This is a genomic window from Pseudomonas sp. M2 (assembly GCF_015751845.1).
In the GTDB taxonomy this organism is placed as follows: domain Bacteria; phylum Pseudomonadota; class Gammaproteobacteria; order Pseudomonadales; family Pseudomonadaceae; genus Aquipseudomonas; species Aquipseudomonas putida_E.
Genome location: NZ_JADOUD010000001.1, coordinates 2271788 through 2289766, shown reverse-complemented (window position 1 = coordinate 2289766; position 17979 = coordinate 2271788). Strand labels below are relative to the sequence as shown.

Below are 17979 nucleotides of genomic sequence, written 5' to 3'. Positions count from 1 at the left end.
TGGCACAGGGGGGTCAATGTAGCGGCTGGGGCGGCAAAAGCAAAGTGGCCCTTGGAATCAAGCGTTGCCATTAGCCAGTTGTACGGGGGCAAAGTGACAGGTGAAGGTACTGCCATGGCCCGGTACGCTGCTGATCTCAAGGCGCCCGCGATGGCGCATGAGCACATGCTTGACGATCGCCAGCCCCAGGCCGGTGCCTCCTGTGTTGGAAGCGCGGCTGGAGTCGACGCGGTAGAAACGTTCGGTCAGCCGCGGCAGGTGCTTGGCGTCGATACCGACCCCCGAGTCCTGCACTGACAGGTGGGCGCCCTGGTCGTCGGCCCACCAGCGGATACGGATGTTGCCTTCGTCCTGGGTGTACTTCACCGCGTTGAACACCAGGTTGGAGAAAGCGCTGCGCAACTCCGACTCGCTGCCTTTGAGGCGAAGGCCCGGCGCTGCCTCCAGGGTAATGCGCTGGTTGCGCGGCCCGGACAGCGCCTGGGCGTCGCTCATGATCGCACCGAGCAGGGTGTCGACCGCCACCGGCTGGTTGTCCGACGGGTAATCGGTGGCTTCCAGCTTGGCCAGCAGCAGTAGGTCGTTGAGCAGGGCCTGCATGCGCGAGCCTTGCTGGCTCATCTGCTGCAACGCCCGGTTCCAGCGCGGGTTCACGTCTTCGACGTTATCCAGCAGGGTTTCCAGGTAACCGGCTATCACCGTCAGCGGTGTACGCAACTCGTGCGAGACGTTGGCCACGAAGTCCTTGCGCATCTGTTCGAGCTGATGGATGCGAGTAACGTCGCGCACCAGCATCAGGTGTTCGTTGTTGCCGTAGCGGGTGAGGTGCAGCTGCACGCGCATGCGGTCATTGATGGGGGAGGGAATTTCCAGCGGTTCGGCAAAGTTCTGCGACTCGAAGTATTCCTTGAAGCGTGGGTGGCGTACCAGGTTGGTGACCGGCTGGCCGCCATCTTGCGGAGTCTTGAAGCCCAGCAGGGTTTCTGCGGCGCGGTTCCACCATTCCAGGTTGCCGTCGCTGTCGAGCATGATCACCGCGTCGCGCAGTGCGGCCGTGGACTCCTGTACCCGGTCGATCACTGCCTGCAGACGGCCGCGTACGCGCTGGTCGCGGCGTTGCAGGTGGTAGATGCTGTCGAACACCTCGCCCCACAGGCCATAGCCGTCGGGCGGTGCTTCGTCGGGCTGATGGTTGCGCAACCAGTCATGCAGGCGCAGCAACTGTTTGAGGGTCCAGCCCAGGTACAGGCCCAGGCCGATGGCCAGGCTCCAGCCGTAAAAACCGCTGACCAGGCCGCCTACCAGGCAGACAGTGATCAGCAGGAGCAGGTGGCGAATCAGGGTTGCGTGCCAGTTCTGGTTCAATTGACAGATCCTTCGGATCCAGCCGCAAGCTGCAAGCTACAAGCTGCAAGAAGAAGCGGATCGGTGATGCTGATAGTCCTTTTTCCAGCCTGGATGCTGCTGGCTTTTCCTTGCAGCTTGAGGCTGGAAGCTCGCAGCTAGCTTTTGGTCGAGAAGCGGTAGCCAGTGCCCCGGACGGTTTGTACCAGATTTTCGTAGGCTTCACCCAGTGCCTTGCGCAGGCGGCGGATGTGCACATCGACGGTGCGTTCCTCGACGTAGACGTTGCCACCCCAGACCTGGTCGAGCAACTGGCCCCGGGTGTAGGCGCGTTCCTGGTGGGTCATGAAGAACTGCAGCAGGCGGTATTCGGTAGGGCCCATTTCGGCCGGCTTGCCGTCGATGGTCACGCGGTGGCTGATCGGGTCGAGCAGCAGGCCGCCGACTTCGATAGGGGCTTCGCTGTCGCTTGGGCCGGCGCGGCGCAGCACGGCCTTCAGGCGCGCCACCAGTTCACGAGGCGAAAAGGGTTTGGTGATGTAGTCGTCGGCGCCGACTTCCAGGCCCTGGATCTTGTTGTCCTCTTCGCCCTTGGCGGTGAGCATGATGATCGGGATATCGCCGGTGAGCTCATCGCGCTTGAGGCGGCGAGCCAACTCGATGCCGGAGGTGCCCGGCAGCATCCAGTCGAGCAGGATCAGGTCCGGTTTACGGTCGACGATGATTGCGTGGGCCTGTTGGGAGTTCTCGGCTTCCAGGCAGTCATAGCCGGCCATTTCCAATGCAACGGCGATCATCTCGCGAATGGGCGCTTCGTCGTCGACGATCAGAATGTTTCTGCCAACCATGCTTTAAACCTCTCCTGGAATATCGGGTCTGGCCCGCATTAGATAACGGAATTATTGCAGCTGTGTGACAGGGTGTTGGCCATTCTGGCGACATTGCATGACTGGGCTAGGCTTTGAGGGGCCGCTGCGGCGGCTGTTCGAACTCATTCCACCCCCCGAATTCACGGTGATTCCAATGACACGACACACGCTGAGCTGGATGGCCCTTTGCGCTGCACTGGCACTGCCCGGGGTAGCGTCGGCCCACCATGCCATGGAGAAGGACGGCATGTGGGTCGATCACGCGGGCATGACGCTGTACACCTTCGACAAGGATGCTGGCGGCAAGTCGATGTGCAATGGCGAGTGCGCCACCAACTGGCCGCCGCTGCTGGTCAAGGCCGATGACGAGCCTGCCAAGGACAAGTGGTCGGTGGTGATGCGCGACGATGGCAAGAAGCAGTGGGCATATGACGGCAAGCCCCTGTATACCTTCGTGAAGGACAAGAAGGCTGGGGACATGACCGGTGATGGTTTGAAAGACGTCTGGCACGTCGCCAAGCCTTGAGATGGCTGGGGCCGCTTTGCGGCCCAATCGCCGGCAAGCCGGCTTCCACAGGGTGGCTTGCCGAGGTTGTGTTCAGCGCAGGGCGTAATCGAGCACCACACCCATGAATACCAGCAGCCCCGCCCAGTGATTGTGCAGAAACGCCTTGAAGCACGACTCTCTGTCCAGCTTGCGCGTCGACCAGTACTCCCAGGCAAAGCACAGTGCGGCACCCAGCAGCCCAAGGTGGAACCAGCCACCCAGCTCGAAGCGGCTTCCCGCCAGCAACAGGCAGCCCAGCGACAGCATCTGCAGGGTCAGAATGATCACCCGGTCGGACTCGCCGAACAGGATCGCAGTCGATTTCACCCCGATTTTCAGGTCATCGTCCCGGTCGACCATGGCGTAGTAGGTATCGTAACCCACCGTCCACAGCAGGTTGGCGATGTACAGCAGCCAGGCGCTGGCCGGCAACTCGCCGCCGGCGGCAGTGAAGGCCATGGGGATACCCCAGGAATACGCAGCCCCCAGCACTACCTGCGGGTAATAGGTGTAGCGCTTCATGAACGGGTAACAGAACGCCAAAGCCACCGCGCCGAATGACAGCCACACAGTCTTGCTGTTGGTACACAGCACCAGCAGGAAGCTCACCGCCACCAGGATCCCGAACAGCGCCAGCGCCTCGCGTGGCTTGACCCGGCCACTGGCCAGCGGGCGGTCGGCGGTGCGTTTAACGTGGCCATCGACCTTGCGATCGGCGAAGTCATTGATGCAGCAGCCAGCGGCACGCATCAGCACCACGCCTAGGCCGAAGATCAGCACGTTGGCCAAGGTGGGCGAACCAAGGCCTGCAATCCACACCGCCGTCAGGGTCGGCCACAGCAGCAGGTAGATGCCGATCGGCCGGTCCATGCGGCTGAGCTGGATGAAGTCCCAGGCGCGCGGGTGCACGCGGTTGAGCGACTTGAGCAGTTGCAGGTACATCAGCAGTTTTCCTCCTTGGCTGCTTGCCACAGTGCCGGCAGGAATACTTCGGCCACCAGCAGATCGAGGCCATCGCGCTCGAAGCGCGAGCGCCGCCCCCACAACCCTGCATGGGCCGCTTCGACAGGTAACCACTGCTGTGGATAAGTGCACACTTCAATGGGGTGACGGATGAACGCCTGGTCGCAGAACAACAACTCGCCCAGCGAACGGCTGCCCAAGGTTTCCAGGTGCAAACCGCCGTGTTCCAAGGCGCTACGGCTGGCCACACTGCGGGCGAAGACCCACGGCTGACCATGGCCGCGCAAGTACACCTCGCGCACCCAGCCTTCAGCGCCTGGCGCGATACCCAGCGCCAGGCATTCGTCATCGCGCAGCGCCTGCCAGCCCTCGAACAGCGGAGTGACGCTGAAATGATCGTGAGACAGTCGGGTAAGGCGGCGAGTCAGGGAACCTTCGTCGAACAGCCAGTCGAGGGCAGGCTGGTCGGTATCGACCGCCAGTTGTGGATACGCCAGCCACGCGACAGCGGCTGCTTGCGGGGATTCGTACGACACGTCGGTATGCTTGATTACAGCCATAGAGGCGGCGAGCTTAGCATGATTGCCCCAACTGCTTGCATAATGCCCGCGTAAGGGCCCTGAGCCCGAATGACAAAGCCTGAGCCTGTACCGAGGAACGACAAATCATGAAGAAGTGGCAATGTATTGTCTGTGGCCTGATCTACGACGAGGCCCAAGGATGGCCGGATGACGGCATCGCGCCGGGTACCCGCTGGGAGGATGTGCCGCAAGATTGGCTGTGCCCCGATTGCGGCGTCGGCAAAAGCGACTTTGAAATGATCGCCATCGGCTGATCGCCATGCTGTTCAACCAAGAGGAAAGCACGACATGACGTCCCCCGTGGTCATCATCGGGACCGGCCTGGCCGGCTATAACCTCGCCCGTGAGTTTCGCAAGCTCGATGGCGATACGCCGCTGCTGCTGATTACGGCCGACGACGGTCGCTCCTATTCCAAGCCCATGCTTTCCACCGGCTTCGCCAAGCAAAAGGACGCGGACGGCCTGTGCATGGCCGAGCCGGGGGCCATGGCCGAGCAACTCAAGGCGGTTATCCGCACCCACACGCGCATCAGCGGTATCGACCCTGGCCACAAGCGCCTGTGGATTGGTGAAGAAGCGGTGGAGTATCGCGATCTGGTGCTGGCCTGGGGCGCGCAGACCGTGCAGGTGCCGGTGGACGGTGACGGGGCTGATCATGTGTTCCCGGTCAATGATCTGGAAGACTACGCACGTTTGCGTGTTGCCGCGGCTGGCAAGCAGCGTGTATTGATCCTCGGGGCCGGCCTGATCGGCTGCGAGTTCGCCAATGACATGCGCCTGGGTGGTTTTGAGGTCGATGTGGTGGCGCCGTGCGAGCAGGTCATGCCTACCCTGCTGCATCCTGCCGCTGCCGCTGCCGTTCAGGGTGGGTTGCAAGGGCTGGGCGTGCGTTTTCACCTGGGCCCCGTACTCACTCGCCTGCAGCAGGTGAGTGAGGGCCTTGAGGCGCATTTGTCCGATGGCAGCGTGATCGCCTGCGACCTGGTGGTATCGGCCATCGGCCTGCGCCCGCGTACCGACCTGGCCGCTGCAGCGGGCCTGCAGACCAACCGCGGCGTAGTCGTGGACCGCCAACTGCGCACTTCCCACGGCAACATTTTCGCGCTGGGCGACTGCGCTGAAGTCGAAGGTATCAACCTGCTCTATGTGATGCCATTGATGGCCTGCGCTCGAGCCCTGGCCCAGACTTTGACAGGCAACCCGGCGCAGGTCAGTTACGGGCCGATGCCCATCACTGTGAAAACACCGGCTTGCCCGTTGGTGGTTTCGCCGCCGCCGCCTGGTTGCGAAGGTACCTGGCAGGTGCAAGGGCAGGGCAGTGACCTGAAAGTGCTCTGTCACGCTGCTGACGGCCAGTTGCTGGGCTATGCCCTGACAGGCAGCGCCGTCATGGAAAAACTGGCCCTGAACCGGCAGCTGCCTGCGCTGATGGCGTAAACAACGGGCGTTCTGTCGGATTTATCCTGTAGTTGACCGCACAATGGCCGCCCAGATACTGGCGCGGCCCCGGTCGGCGTGCCATTCTCACTTCCGTCTGCCGCAGATTAGAGCCTGCGGTGCCTTGAACGCTGCTTCACGGGCAGCACGGCAATAACAACAAGAATTCCCGTCAAAGAGGCTTCATTATGCGTAAACCAGAACTCGCCGCCGTCATCGCCGAAAAGGCCGATCTGACCAAGGAAAAGGCCAATCAGGTGCTCAATGCCATTCTCGACAGCATCACCGGTGCGCTGGACAAAGACACCGTGACCCTCGTCGGCTTCGGCACTTTTGAAAAACGGCATCGCGGCGCCCGTACCGGCAAGAATCCTCAGACCGGTGAGCCGGTGAAGATCAAGGCCAGCAATACTGTGGCCTTCAAGCCTGGCAAAAACCTGCGTGACAGCGTCAATGTGCCCGCCAAGCCGGCCAAGAAAGCCAAATGACCGACGCTTGACTTGCAGCCTCTGCTCAAACGGGCGCCTCAGTGCGCCCGTTGTGCTTTCGGAAAGCATCGAGCTGCGAATGTGCGTAAATAGTTCAGGAAACGGATAAACTGTGCGCTTCGGTCATTTTATATTCGAGGCGCGTTGATGAAGTTCCGCTTTCTTCTCTGGGCCATGGGGTTGTTGATGGCCAAGGCCAGCCGTAACAACCCGGCATTTCAGCAGCAACTCAAGGACAAGGACCTGGTGTTCCAGATGCAGACGCTCGATGGCAAGGTTGCCCGGCACTTCATCGTCAGTGGCGAACGCATCAGCAGTAAAGGTGGCGCTCATCCGCAGCCAGCCTTTGCCATTGCCTTCAAGGACGCTGCCTATGGCTTCGCCACGATGCAGGCGAGCAACAAGCAGTTGGCGTTCATGCAGGGCATTCAGGACAAGAGCATCCAGATCAAGGGCAATCCGGCGCTGGTGATGTGGTTCCAGGGTTTGATGAAATACCTGAAACCGAAGAAGAAAAAAGGCTGAACAGCTGGGGCTGCTGTGCAGCCCCAACGTTTTCAGTGCGGTGCGTTGAACTGCGACGCCAGTTCGCGCAGCAAACTCTCGGCCTCGAGCACCTTGTTCACGACGTCCTCAGCTTTCTCCCGGGTAATGCCCAGGCGCTCCAGCAATTCGTCGGGGATCGCCTCCTGCGGCCCCGAGCCGATGCCGCGGCAGCGCAGCAGACGGGTCGCCAGGCACACCAGGTTGGGGTACGCCGAGTATTCGCCGTCATAGGCAGGATCATGCTGGAAGCGCAGCGCGGTCGACAGCTCTTCGGGCATGTCCCACAGCTTCATCAGCCAGGCGCCGATCTGCTCGCGGCTGATACCCAGCAGGTGCTGCTCCACATAGGTGTGGCACAGGTGAGGGTTGACCTCCAGATGGCGGCAGATCAGCGAGAAGTGCGGCGGGAACACATGCGCCAGCAGCAGATAGCCGAAGTTGTGCAACAGCCCGGCCAGGTAAGTCAGGCCGGCTTCAGGGCGTTCGGCCCGCGGCATGGCCCGGGTCAGGCCTTCGATGATGGCCGCGGTGTAGATCGACTGCTGCCAGTACGGCGTCGCCTGTTGCGGGTGGTCCTTGGGCAGGCTCAACGTCTTGCCCAATGCCAGGCCCAGGGCCAGGTTGATCACCAGATCGAAGCCTAAGACGCGGACGATGGCATCTTCCACCGAGCGGATCTTGCCTGGGGAGGCGTAATAGGGTGAAGCAGCCCAGCTGACCACCTGTGCGGCCAGGGCCGGGTCGGTTTCGACCACGCCGGTGATGTCGTCGATGCTGGCATTGGGGTCGACCCGCAGCTTGATGATTTTCTGCGCCGTATCGGCCAGCGGCGGTATCTCGATGGTTTCTTCCAGGCGCTTCTGGATGCGGCGGGCGGTGAATGCCTGCACTGCTAGGGTAATCTCCCTGGAGTCATCATCCGGGCGGTCGAGATTGGGGCGTATTTCCCTGACGGGTTGGCCGAAAGTGCCAGCGCTGGCCTTTTGCATCATGTGCTTGAAGTCGTCACGCTGGATTTCCAGCAACAGACCGGCTTCACCGGACTGGATCAGCAGGCGTTCGGCATCGAGCAACTTGCCTTCATAGAGGCAGGGCGAACTGGTCAGCGCCGGAATCGCAGGCAAGGCCTTCAGATGGTGCTTGTCGAGCATCTGTTTCAGGCGTTGTACCGGCACGGCTTTGAGCTTGCGGCCCGTCAGCTCTTCCAGACGATTGAGGTCCAGCAGCTTGCTCTGCGGGAACAGCACCATCAATGCGCCGATCTCGTCATCCAGCAGGATCGCCTGTACCCGTGAAGCAGCCGGCAGTTGCGTATGCTCTGGCACCTCGCGATAGGCAACGCCCAGTTTTTCGAGCAACAGCCGGATAACAGACGGTGCGTGTGGGGTTGCGGTGTCCAGGGCAGCTTCAGTCATGGTCCGTATCCACTGATTCTTTTAAACGCGAAGTATAACCAGTCTGGTCGCAAAGCTGGATCCATTCTGGTACTGGCGTCACACTTGGCCATATTGCTGGCCGTGGCGCAGCCAACGGTCGAGCAGTGGGCTGACGTGCTCGGGCCAGCGTGCAATGAGGGCCTGTGCGGCGTCGCGCACGGCAGGTAACAGGTCGGCATCGCGCATCAGGTCGGCGACCTTGAATTGTAACAGGCCGGTCTGACGCGTCCCGAGCATCTCGCCGGGGCCGCGCAGCTCCAGGTCCTTTTCAGCGATGATGAAACCGTCGTTGGTTTCGCGCATGATCCCCAGGCGTTCGCGGCCGATCTGCGACAGGGGCGGGTGATACAGCAGCACGCAGTGGCTCACCGCACTGCCCCTGCCAACCCGGCCGCGCAACTGGTGCAGTTGGGCAAGGCCCAGGCGTTCAGGGTTCTCGATGATCATCAGGCTGGCGTTGGGCACGTCCACACCCACCTCGATCACCGTGGTTGCGACCAGCAGTTGCAGGCCGCCTTGCTTGAATTCGGCCATCACTGCGGCCTTTTCCGCAGGCTTCATGCGCCCGTGGATCAGGCCCACGCGCAGTTCACCCAAGGCGCTGCCCAGTTCTTCGTAGGTGCTCTCGGCTGCCTGGCAGGTGAGCTCTTCGGACTCTTCGATCAGGGTGCAGACCCAATAGGCCTGGCGCCCTTCGGCGCAAGCGGCGCGCACCCGCTCCACCACTTCGAAACGCCGGCTGTCGGCGACCAGCACGGTGTTCACCGGCGTGCGCCCTGGCGGCAGTTCGTCGAGCACCGAGGTGTCGAGGTCGGCATAGGCGCTCATCGCCAGCGTGCGCGGAATCGGCGTGGCGGTCATGATCAGCTGGTGCGGGCACAGTTCGCCTGCAACACCCTTCTTGCGCAGGGCCAGACGTTGTTGCACACCAAAACGGTGCTGTTCGTCGATAATCGCCAGGGCCAGGTGCTTGAATTGCACTTCTTCCTGGAACAACGCGTGGGTACCCACCACCATCGGCGCACCGTTGGCGATCTGTTCCAGGGCGCTGGCGCGGGCTTTGCCCTTGAGCTTGCCGGCCAGCCAGGCGACTTCCAGGCCCAGCGGCTCCAGCCAGCGCTTGAAGGTGATGTAGTGCTGCTCGGCGAGAATCTCGGTGGGCGCCATCAGCGCCACCTGGTAGCCGGCCTCCAGTGCCTGCAGCGCCGCCAGTGCGGCAACCACGGTCTTGCCGGCGCCGACATCGCCCTGTACCAGGCGCATCATCGGCTCGGCCTGGCTCAGGTCGTAGGCGATTTCATCGGCTACCCGCTGCTGTGCGCCGGTCGGCTTGAAGCCCAGGTTGGCCAGATACTGCACCTGCAGGCTATTGGCCTTGGGCAGAACCGGAGCGCGCAAGCTGCGCAGGCTTTCACGCAGGCGCTGTTGCGACAGCTGGTGGGTGAGCAGCTCTTCGAAGGCAAGGCGATGCTGGGCCCAGTGCTGGCCTTCGGCAAGCTCATCAAGGTCGGCATCGGCCGGAGGGTTGTGCAGGTAGCGGATGGCATCGTCCAGCGGTGCCAAGTGGTAGTCCCGGGCCAGTTCGTCCGGCAACCAATCCGGCAGGCTGCGTGGGCCAAGCATATCCAGGCTCTGCTGGCAGAGCAGGCGCAGGCGCTGTTGTGTGAGGCCTTCGGTGGACGGGTAGATCGGCGTCAGGGTCTGCTCGACCGGCGGCGGCGGCTCGTCGCCATTGAGTGCACGGTACTCCGGGTGGTAGATCTCCAGGCCCGAGGCACCGGGGCGGGCCTCGCCATAGCAGCGCAGGTGGGTACCGCGCTTGAGGCCTTCCTTCTGCGCATTGCTGAAGTGATAGAAGCGCAGGCTGAGCACGCCGCTGCCATCGCCCAGGCGCACGACAAGGCTGCGGCGTTTGCCCATGGTCACATCGGCGCCACTGACCACGCCTTCGATCACGGCGTCCTGGCCGGGACGCAGGGCGCCGATAGGCACCACCCGGGTGCGGTCCTGGTAGCGCAGCGGCAGGTGGAACAACACGTCCTGCAGGTTTTCCAGGCCGACCTTGGCGAGCTTCTGCGCCATGGCTTCGCCTACGCCCTTGAGCGCGGTGACAGAGACCTTCGACAGCTCAGTCATGACTCAGGCCGGTTGTTCCACAGCGGGCTTGGCTACCGAGCAGAGGCGAATCGAGTCGGCAAGGATCTCGATGGCCTTGGGCCGCGGGAAGCTGGCGCGCCAGGCGATGGCTACGGTGCGGAAGGGTGCCGGTGCGGTAAGCGGGCGCACTTCGATGACCCCCGGCGCGTAGTGGTGGCTGTGCACCGCCGAAAGCGGCAGGATCGACACGCCCAGGCCCGAAGCGACCATATGGCGGATGGTTTCCAGCGAGCTGGACTCCACCGTGGTGTGCTTGGCGCCTTCGCCGCCTTTGTTCAGCGTTGGGCAGGCCTCCAGAACCTGGTCGCGGAAGCAGTGGCCCTCGCCGAGCAGCAGCAGGCTCTTGTCGTTGAGCATGGCGGTGTCGATGGTCTTTTTCGCCGTCCAGGGGTGGTCGGCGGGCATCAGGGCACAGAATGGCTCATCGTACAGTGGCAGCGTCAGCACGTCGGCTTCGTTGAACGGCAGGGCGATGATCACTGCGTCGAGTTCACCATTGCGCAGTTTTTCGCGCAGCACATGGGTGAAGTTCTCTTCGATGTACAGCGGCATCTGCGGTGCCACGCGGTGCAGCTGCGGGATCAGGTGCGGGAAGAGGTAAGGGCCGACGGTGTAGATAGCACCGACCTTGAGCGGGGCGGTGAGCTGGTTCTTGCCGGCCTGGGCCAGTTCGCGGATGCCCTGCGCCTGCTCCAGTACCTTCTGTGCCTGGGCGACGATGCTTTCACCGACTGGCGTCAGGCGCACCGCGCTCTTGCTGCGCTCGAAGATCAGCACGCCAAGCTCGTCCTCAAGCTTTTTGACACCGACGGACAGGGTGGGCTGGCTGACATGGCAACGCTCGGCGGCGTGGCCGAAGTGCTGCTCCTGGGCGAGAGTGACGATGTAGCGTAATTCTGTGAGGGTCATAACGTGCGTCCATGAAGTTGCGAGCCCAGCATAGCGGCTGCAATCGATAGACGCACGTTATCAGACTTGCCGATTTGTGACAGAAACAAAAGTATCAGCGACGGTCCAGCGAGTAGACGAACGGTGCCACTACTTCGATCGTGCCATTGTTCAGCAATTCGGCAGGCGGCTTGGGTACCTTGCCGGCCCGGCGGATCATTTCCAGGGTTGCCCGGTCCAGTGCCGCGCTGCCCGAACCACCGGCCATGGAGTACGAGACCACCTTGCCTTCGGCGTCGACCACGAAGCGCAGGCGGTTGATGCCCTGAAGGCCCCGGCGGCGTGCGTCTTCCGGGTAGCGCTTGTACTTCGCCAGGTGGCGCAGCAGGTCGCTCTGCCACGTCGGCAACGCTTTGCTGTTCGCGGCAATGCTGGGTGCCGGTGCCGCGGACTTCTGCGGTGGCGTGTTGGTTGGCGGCGTGTCCACGACCTGTTCTTTGGTCGGTGGCTCATCCTTGGGCGGCTCAGGCTTTTTCTCAGGCTTCGGCGGTTGAGGCTTGGGTTTGGGCTTGGGCGGCTTGGCGATGGCGATCTTTGGTTTGGGCGCTTCGGCCACCTTGGGCAGCGGCGGCTCTTCGACTGGTGCCGGTGGCTGTGGAGCGGCCTTCGGTGGTGGTGGCGGTGCGGGCTCGGGCAGCGGTGCCAGTTCGACCATCATGGCTGCCGGGGGCAGCTCGACGGCCTGGGGCACCGACCAGTTGAGCGTGAGCAGCACAGCGACGGCATGGACACCCAGCACAAGTGCCAGGCTGCCGCTGTAACGCGCCAGATTGTGCCGCGTCTTCGTCATTTCTTGGCTGCCGTCTCGAGACCTACCAGACCGACTTTGAGGTAGCCGGCCGCGCGCATGTTGTTCATCACTTCCATCAGGTCACCGTAATCCACGCCTTTGTCGGCCTGGAAGAAGATGGTGGTTTCCTTGTCGCCCTTGGTCTTGGCATCGAGCATCGGGCCAAGCTGGCTGGGTGCAGGCACCTGATCGTCACCGACATACAGCTTCTGGTCGGCCTTGACGCTGACGAACACCGGCTTCTCCGGCCTCGGTGCCGGCTTGGCGGTCGAGGCCGGCAGGTCGACCTTGATGTCGACCGTGGCCAGGGGCGCGGCCACCATGAAAATGATCAGCAGTACCAGCATCACGTCGATGAACGGCGTGACGTTGATTTCGTGGTTTTCGGCGAGGTCGTCGCCACCTTCGTTCAGATGCAGGCCCATGGCTTACCCCACTTTCACCATGTGCGGGGCGACGCGCTCGCCACCCTGGTGGTCCAGGTCTCGGCTGACCAGCAGCAGGACCTGCGCTGAAGCGTCGGAAACCTGGGCTTTGTAGCCGGCGATGGAGCGGGCGAAGACGTTGTAGATAACTACGGCCGGGATCGCTGCGACCAGGCCCAGGGCGGTGGCCAGCAGTGCTTCGGCGATACCGGGGGCAACGACGGCCAGGTTGGTGGTCTGGGTTTTGGCGATGCCGATGAAGCTGTTCATGATGCCCCACACGGTACCGAACAGGCCGACGAACGGCGCGGTGGAGCCGATGGTGGCGAGCACGCCGGTGCCGCTGCTCATGTTGCGGCCGCTGGCATGCACCAGGCGCTCCAGGCGGAAGCTCACGCGTTCCTTGATGCCCTCTTTTTCACGGGCGTTGGCCGACAGTCGCATTTCTTCCAGGGCGTCGTGGACCAGCGTGTGGGCCAGGGTGCCTTCCTTGTTTGAGACCTCGCTGGCTTCCTTGAGGCTGGCAGACTTCTTCAGCTGTGCGATTTCGCCGCGCAGGCGACGCTTGGCGCCCATCAGCTCGAAGCCCTTGGCGATCCAGATGGTCCAGGTGATGATCGAGGCAATGGCCAGGCCGATCATGACCGCTTTCACCACCACGTCGGCGTTCTTGTACATACCCCATGGGGACAGGTCATGGGCCATGCCCAGCGAAGTTTTCTCGACCACGGCTTCGGTGCTTGGGGCCGCTGCCGCCGGCGCATCGACCGGCGTAGCGGCCTGAACGTCGCCAGCAGGTGCCTGGCTTTCGGTGGCTGGGGTGGTCGGTGCGCTTGCAGCTGCTGGGGCGCTGACGTTGGTATTGGGCTCATCGGCCATAGCCGCTGGGGCCAGCACCAGGCTGAACATCAGCGCGGCAATGGCGCGCCAGGCGCGTGACGGGGTTGGCGAAGCGGAAGTGTGAGTAGGTGTCATGCTGGCCGGACCTGATGAAGAAAAAAGTGTGCGTTCTCCAAGGCCTCGAGATAGGCCGAGAACAGATAGGGGTGCCATTATTGCAAGTAATTCTTGTTAACAAAAGTAATCTCGTTGCTTTTTTCGCCCATGGTCTAGCCGCCTATCGTGTAATCCGGCTAGCCTGATCCTTTGGTCTAGGGAGTTAAGTGATGTCAGACCGTTCCGTATTGATCGTAGGTTGTGGTGATGTCGGCGGCCGGCTGGCCCGCCAATTGCTCGCCCGTGGCTGGCAGGTAAGCGGCCTGCGCCGTTCGGTCGAACACCTGCCACAGGGTGTTGTACCGATCGCTGCCGACCTGTCCGATTCGGGCATGCCCCAGGCTTGGCCACAGCATTCCCCGGATTATCTGGTGTATTGCGTAGCCGCCAGCCAGCACGATGAGGCGGGTTATCAAAGCGCTTACGTTGAAGGCTTGCGTCACGTGCTGGGTTGGCTGGCCGAGCGTGGGCAGCGCCCGCGCCGCCTGCTGTTCGTGTCCAGCAGCAGTGTGTTTGCACAAAAGGATGGGGAGTGGATCGATGAGGCCGCATCTACCGAGCCGCAAGGCTATTCGGGGCGTGTGATGCTGGAGGCTGAGCGGCTGGCCCTGGCTGGCGGCATGCCGGCAAGCATCGTGCGCCTGACGGGGATCTACGGCCCCGGGCGTGAGTGGCTCCTCAGCCAGGTGCGTCAGGGCTATCGGGTGGCGACCGAGCCGCCGCTGTATGGCAACCGTATCCATGCCGAGGATGCCGCAAGCCTGCTGGCGTTCCTGCTGCAGGCCGATGGCGATGGTGTGGCGTTGGACGATTGCTATATAGGCGTTGATGACGACCCTGCGCCACTGGCCGATGTGGTTGGCTGGTTGCGAGCTTACATGGGCGTTACCGAATGGTCCGATGAGCAGCGGGTGCGCCGCACCGGCAGCAAGCGCTGCAGCAATGCCCGGGTGCGGGCATTGGGTTGGGTGCCGGAGTATCCGAGTTACAAGGAAGGTTACGCGGCGATCCTGAAAGGCGAAGGCTGAAGCCTGCTGTATCGCTGCTGGCCCTATCGCCGGCAAGCCGGCGATTAGGCCAGTGAAACCAGGCGCGACTTGGGTCAGTCTTTCTCCAGCACCCACTGGCGGGTACCGGCTGCCAGTTGCGGGATTTCATCGGGCTGTGCGCGGTTGAGCGCCTGGAAGATCTCCAGCTTGTCGCCATCGCGCTTGAAGATGAATGGCGCGCCACGTTGGTTGCGCTCAAGCCAAAGGCTGTCGTTGCTGCCCCCCATGCTTGCGCAATCGCCGGCCAGGCACAGGGCGTAGCGGTCAGGGCCGGGCAGGCCGGTGACGCCGCCGTTATCGGTGAACCGGACGACGCTACCTGTGCCCTGGCCTTCGACAATCTTCCAGTCCCCGCCGAGGTACGCCTGGTACAGTGCTTTCTCGAAGCTGCTGCCCAAGGGCACATTACCGAGCTGTTTGGCGCGGACGAAACTGCGTTCGGCACCTGTTGTGTCCGTGGCTTTCAGCTCGTCGCCATCCAGCGCCAGCTGTTCGGTCTGGCCGCCCGGGAAGTTGGCCTGCCATTGCTTGTCAGCGGCGCTCAATTGGCCGTCGGCGGCCTCGAAACCATTGCTGTAGCTGGCCTGCTGGCTGGCCACATCGAGTTTCCACTCGAAGATGGGGCCGTGTTCATTGAGGGCCTGGCGCAGGCTGCCACCTTTGACGGCGGCGTTGATGGCGTCCTGGTTGATCCAGGTGCCGTTGAAATCTTCGGGTTTGTGGCTGGCGCAGCCGCTCAGAAGCAGGGCTGCCAGCGCGAGGGGCAGTGCTTGACGCATGGTAGGTTAACCTTGAACTGAAAGGTGACGGGCAAGGCGCCCGTCACCTGCGGCATCAATCGATGACCAGGATGGCGTCCATTTCTACCTGGGCGCCTTTTGGCAGCGCGGCAACGCCAATGGCGGCACGGGCTGGATACGGCTGCTCGAAGTAGCGGCCCATCACTTCGTTGACCTTGGCGAAGTGGCTCAGGTCGGTGAGGAAGATGTTCAGCTTGACGATGTCCTTGAACGAACCGCCCGCAGCTTCGGCAACGGCCTTGAGGTTCTCGAAGACCTGTACGGTCTGGGCTTCGAAGCCCTCAACCAGTTCCATGGTGTTCGGGTCCAGCGGAATCTGGCCCGACATGTAAACGGTATTGCCGGCCTTGATCGCTTGCGAGTAGGTACCGATGGCGGCAGGGGCCTTGTCGCTGTTGATGACGGTCTTGCTCATGATGACTCCTTGCGGTTGGCGGACTACGCACGCATGCGGGTGATGCGGACCACGCCGGTCAGCGTACGCAGCTTCTTGATCACACGAGCCAGGTGCACGCGGTCGTGCACGCTGACCACCAGTTGGACAACGCTGATGCGGCCGTCGCGTTCGTCCATGCTGATCTTCTCGATGTTGCCGTCGGCGGCATTGACGCTGCTGGCCAGCAGGGCAATCAGGCCGCGCTGGTGTTCCAGCTCGACACGCAACTCGACATTGAATTCGCCGGTGATGTCCTTGGCCCAGGAAAGCTGTACGCACTTCTCCGGGTTATGGCGGATTTCACTGATATTGCGGCAGTTCTCCAGGTGCACGACCATGCCCTTGCCTGCCGACAGGTGGCCGACGATCGGGTCGCCCGGGATGGGCGTGCAGCACTTGGCATAGCTCAATACCAGGCCTTCGGTGCCGCGGATCGCCAGAGGGCCTTCCGGTGCTGGGAGCTGTTCGCCTTCGGCTGACAGCAGGCGGCGGGCCACCACATAGGCCATGCGGTTGCCCAGGCCAATGTCTTCGAGCAGGTCTTCGATCAGCTCCAGGCGGTACTCGGCGAGAATCGCGTTGATACGCTCCTGAGGGATTTGCTCGAGGCTGCTGTCGAAACCGGTCAGCACCTTGTTCAGCAGGCGCTCGCCAAGGTTGATCGACTCGGAGCGTCGCTGCTGCTTGAGTGCGTGGCGGATGTGCGTACGGGCCTTGCCGGTGACCACGAAGTTGAGCCAGGCCGGGTTGGGCCGCGCGCCCGGGGCGCTGACGATCTCGACCGTCGAACCGCTCTGCAGCGGCTCGGACAGCGGCGCCAGGCGCCGGTTGATGCGGCAGGCGATGCAGCTGTTGCCCACATCGGTATGCACCGCATAGGCGAAATCGACGGCGGTGGAGCCTTTGGGCAGCTCCATGATCCTGCCTTTGGGCGTGAAGACATAGACCTCGTCAGGGAACAGGTCGATCTTCACGCTCTCGATGAATTCCAGCGAGTTGCCGGCACGCTGCTGCAGCTCGAGGATGCCCTTGACCCACTGGCGAGCGCGCGCATGGTTGCCTTTGGGCTGCTCGTCGTCGTTGGACTTGTACAGCCAGTGTGCGGCGATGCCATTGTTGGCCATCTCTTCCATTTCGCGGGTGCGGATCTGGATTTCGATGGGCACGCCGTGCATGCCGAACAGCGTGGTGTGCAACGACTGATAGCCGTTGGCCTTGGGGATCGCAATGTAGTCCTTGAAGCGCCCGGGCAGCGGCTTGTACAGGTTGTGTACGGCGCCGAGCACGCGGTAGCAGGTGTCGACCTTGTCGACGATGATGCGGAAGGCGTACACGTCCATGATCTCGGTGAAGGCGCGGCGCTTGCCGCGCATCTTCTTGTAGATGCCATAGAGGTGTTTCTGCCGGCCGCTGACCTCGCCTTGAATACCGTCGGCGGCCAGGCAGTTGGCCAGCGAGTGTTCGATCTTGGCGACGATCTCTTTACGGTTGCCGCGTGCGCTCTTGACCGCCCGGTGGATCAGCGACGAGCGCATCGGGTGCATGGCCTTGAAGCCGAGGTCTTCAAACTCTACGCGCACAGTGTGCATGCCCAGCCGGTTGGCGATGGGCGCGTAGATTTCCAGGGTTTCCTTGGCGATGCGTCGGCGTTTTTCGCCAGACAGCACTTCCAGGGTGCGCATGTTGTGCAGGCGGTCGGCCAGCTTGACCAGGATCACGCGGATATCGCGGGCCATGGCCATGGCCATCTTCTGGAAGTTTTCAGCCTGCGCTTCGGCCTTGGTCTCGAAGTTCATCTGGGTCAGCTTGCTGACCCCATCGACCAGCTCAGCAACCGTTTCGCCAAACTGCTGGCTGAGGGCTTCCTTGGCGATGCCGGTGTCTTCGATCACGTCGTGCAGCATGGCCGCCATCAGGCTCTGATGGTCCATGTGCATGTCGGCGAGGATGCTGGCCACGGCCAGCGGATGGGTCACATAGGGCTCGCCGCTGCGGCGGCGCTGCCCATCGTGTGCCTGTTCGGCGTAGAAATAGGCCCGGCGAACCAGGTTGACCTGTTCGGGGCCCAGGTAGGTCGACAGCCGTTCGGCTAAGGCTTCTATGCCCGGCATGGTTTCACCTCTTGCCGAGGAAGAGGGCCTTGCGCCGCGCGACGTCGACCAGGCAT

General features: G+C 62.6%; 19 protein-coding genes. 6 read left to right on the top strand and 13 right to left on the bottom strand.

All coding sequences use genetic code 11. From position 1 onward, the window contains the following. Positions 1–57: 57 nt before the first annotated feature. Positions 58–1365, bottom strand: a complete 1308-nt coding sequence (phoR, locus tag IWW33_RS10665; protein ID WP_174141081.1) for a phosphate regulon sensor histidine kinase PhoR — start codon at positions 1363–1365, stop codon at positions 58–60. Between the two features lie 137 nt (positions 1366–1502). Beyond that, complete coding sequence (gene phoB, locus IWW33_RS10660; RefSeq protein WP_012312105.1) at positions 1503–2192, bottom strand: phosphate regulon transcriptional regulator PhoB; 690 nt, start codon at positions 2190–2192, stop codon at positions 1503–1505. 175 nt (positions 2193–2367) lie between these two features. Here phoB and IWW33_RS10655 point away from each other — a divergent pair, with 175 nt between their 5' ends. After that, a complete protein-coding gene (locus IWW33_RS10655; protein WP_039604143.1) occupies positions 2368–2739 on the top strand; it encodes a hypothetical protein in 372 nt (123 codons plus the stop codon). A gap of 72 nt (positions 2740–2811) precedes the next feature. Here the strand turns inward: IWW33_RS10655 and ubiA are convergent, their stop codons facing one another. Continuing rightward, positions 2812–3702, bottom strand: a complete 891-nt coding sequence (gene ubiA, locus IWW33_RS10650) for a 4-hydroxybenzoate octaprenyltransferase (RefSeq protein WP_115273269.1) — start codon at positions 3700–3702, stop codon at positions 2812–2814. After that, complete coding sequence (locus IWW33_RS10645; RefSeq protein ID WP_119688041.1) at positions 3702–4259, bottom strand: chorismate lyase; 558 nt, start codon at positions 4257–4259, stop codon at positions 3702–3704. Before IWW33_RS10645 ends, ubiA begins: the two co-directional genes overlap by 1 nt. Before the next feature lie 131 nt (positions 4260–4390). Here IWW33_RS10645 and IWW33_RS10640 point away from each other — a divergent pair, with 131 nt between their 5' ends. The 4 genes from IWW33_RS10640 (at position 4391) to IWW33_RS10625 (ending at position 6754) form a co-directional block, all read left to right on the top strand. Next, positions 4391–4558 carry a rubredoxin gene (locus tag IWW33_RS10640; protein WP_012312109.1) on the top strand — a complete coding sequence of 56 codons (168 nt, stop codon included), beginning with the start codon at positions 4391–4393 and terminating at the stop codon, positions 4556–4558. 34 nt (positions 4559–4592) lie between these two features. Next, the gene (locus IWW33_RS10635) at positions 4593–5741 is read left to right on the top strand and encodes an FAD-dependent oxidoreductase (RefSeq protein WP_115273270.1); all 1149 of its coding nucleotides are present in this window, start codon (positions 4593–4595) and stop codon (positions 5739–5741) included. Positions 5742–5929: 188 nt separating this feature from the next. Then, positions 5930–6229, top strand: coding sequence for an HU family DNA-binding protein (locus IWW33_RS10630; RefSeq protein ID WP_039605050.1), 300 nt, complete (start codon positions 5930–5932; stop codon positions 6227–6229). A 147-nt stretch (positions 6230–6376) separates the two neighbouring features. Next, on the top strand, positions 6377–6754 hold the full coding sequence (locus IWW33_RS10625) for a helicase (protein ID WP_039605049.1): 378 nt from the start codon (positions 6377–6379) through the stop codon (positions 6752–6754). A gap of 32 nt (positions 6755–6786) precedes the next feature. Here IWW33_RS10625 and IWW33_RS10620 read toward each other — a convergent pair whose 3' ends face one another. The 6 genes from IWW33_RS10620 to exbB all read right to left on the bottom strand — a co-directional run bounded on the left by IWW33_RS10620 (position 6787) and on the right by exbB (position 13506). After that, positions 6787–8190, bottom strand: a complete 1404-nt coding sequence (locus IWW33_RS10620; RefSeq protein ID WP_115273271.1) for an aminoacyl-tRNA deacylase and HDOD domain-containing protein — start codon at positions 8188–8190, stop codon at positions 6787–6789. A 78-nt stretch (positions 8191–8268) separates the two neighbouring features. Further along, entirely contained in the window at positions 8269–10347 is a 2079-nt protein-coding gene (recG, locus tag IWW33_RS10615; RefSeq protein WP_174141080.1) for an ATP-dependent DNA helicase RecG, read from the bottom strand. 3 nt (positions 10348–10350) lie between these two features. Then, positions 10351–11277, bottom strand: coding sequence for a hydrogen peroxide-inducible genes activator (locus IWW33_RS10610; RefSeq protein WP_012312115.1), 927 nt, complete (start codon positions 11275–11277; stop codon positions 10351–10353). Between the two features lie 94 nt (positions 11278–11371). Further along, on the bottom strand, positions 11372–12106 hold the full coding sequence (locus IWW33_RS10605; RefSeq protein ID WP_039604282.1) for an energy transducer TonB: 735 nt from the start codon (positions 12104–12106) through the stop codon (positions 11372–11374). After that, positions 12103–12531: a TonB system transport protein ExbD gene (exbD, locus tag IWW33_RS10600; RefSeq protein WP_012312117.1), complete on the bottom strand. Its 429-nt coding sequence runs from the start codon at positions 12529–12531 to the stop codon at positions 12103–12105. The genes IWW33_RS10605 and exbD overlap by 4 nt, the downstream gene beginning before the upstream one ends. A 3-nt stretch (positions 12532–12534) precedes the next feature. After that, the gene (gene exbB, locus IWW33_RS10595) at positions 12535–13506 is read right to left on the bottom strand and encodes a tonB-system energizer ExbB (RefSeq protein ID WP_174141079.1); all 972 of its coding nucleotides are present in this window, start codon (positions 13504–13506) and stop codon (positions 12535–12537) included. A 191-nt stretch (positions 13507–13697) separates the two neighbouring features. On the opposite strand from exbB, the gene IWW33_RS10590 reads away from it, so the two are divergent. Continuing rightward, positions 13698–14555 (top strand): SDR family oxidoreductase, encoded by an 858-nt coding sequence (locus IWW33_RS10590; protein ID WP_174141078.1) that lies wholly within the window; start codon positions 13698–13700, stop codon positions 14553–14555. Between the two features lie 74 nt (positions 14556–14629). Here the strand turns inward: IWW33_RS10590 and IWW33_RS10585 are convergent, their stop codons facing one another. The 3 genes from IWW33_RS10585 to spoT are packed head-to-tail and all read right to left on the bottom strand — an operon-like array spanning position 14630 to position 17923. Next, entirely contained in the window at positions 14630–15355 is a 726-nt protein-coding gene (locus IWW33_RS10585) for a hypothetical protein (protein WP_046786861.1), read from the bottom strand. A gap of 55 nt (positions 15356–15410) precedes the next feature. Continuing rightward, entirely contained in the window at positions 15411–15791 is a 381-nt protein-coding gene (locus IWW33_RS10580; protein ID WP_012312121.1) for a RidA family protein, read from the bottom strand. Positions 15792–15814: 23 nt separating this feature from the next. Beyond that, entirely contained in the window at positions 15815–17923 is a 2109-nt protein-coding gene (gene spoT, locus IWW33_RS10575; protein ID WP_046786862.1) for a bifunctional GTP diphosphokinase/guanosine-3',5'-bis pyrophosphate 3'-pyrophosphohydrolase, read from the bottom strand. Positions 17924–17979 lie beyond the last annotated feature (56 nt).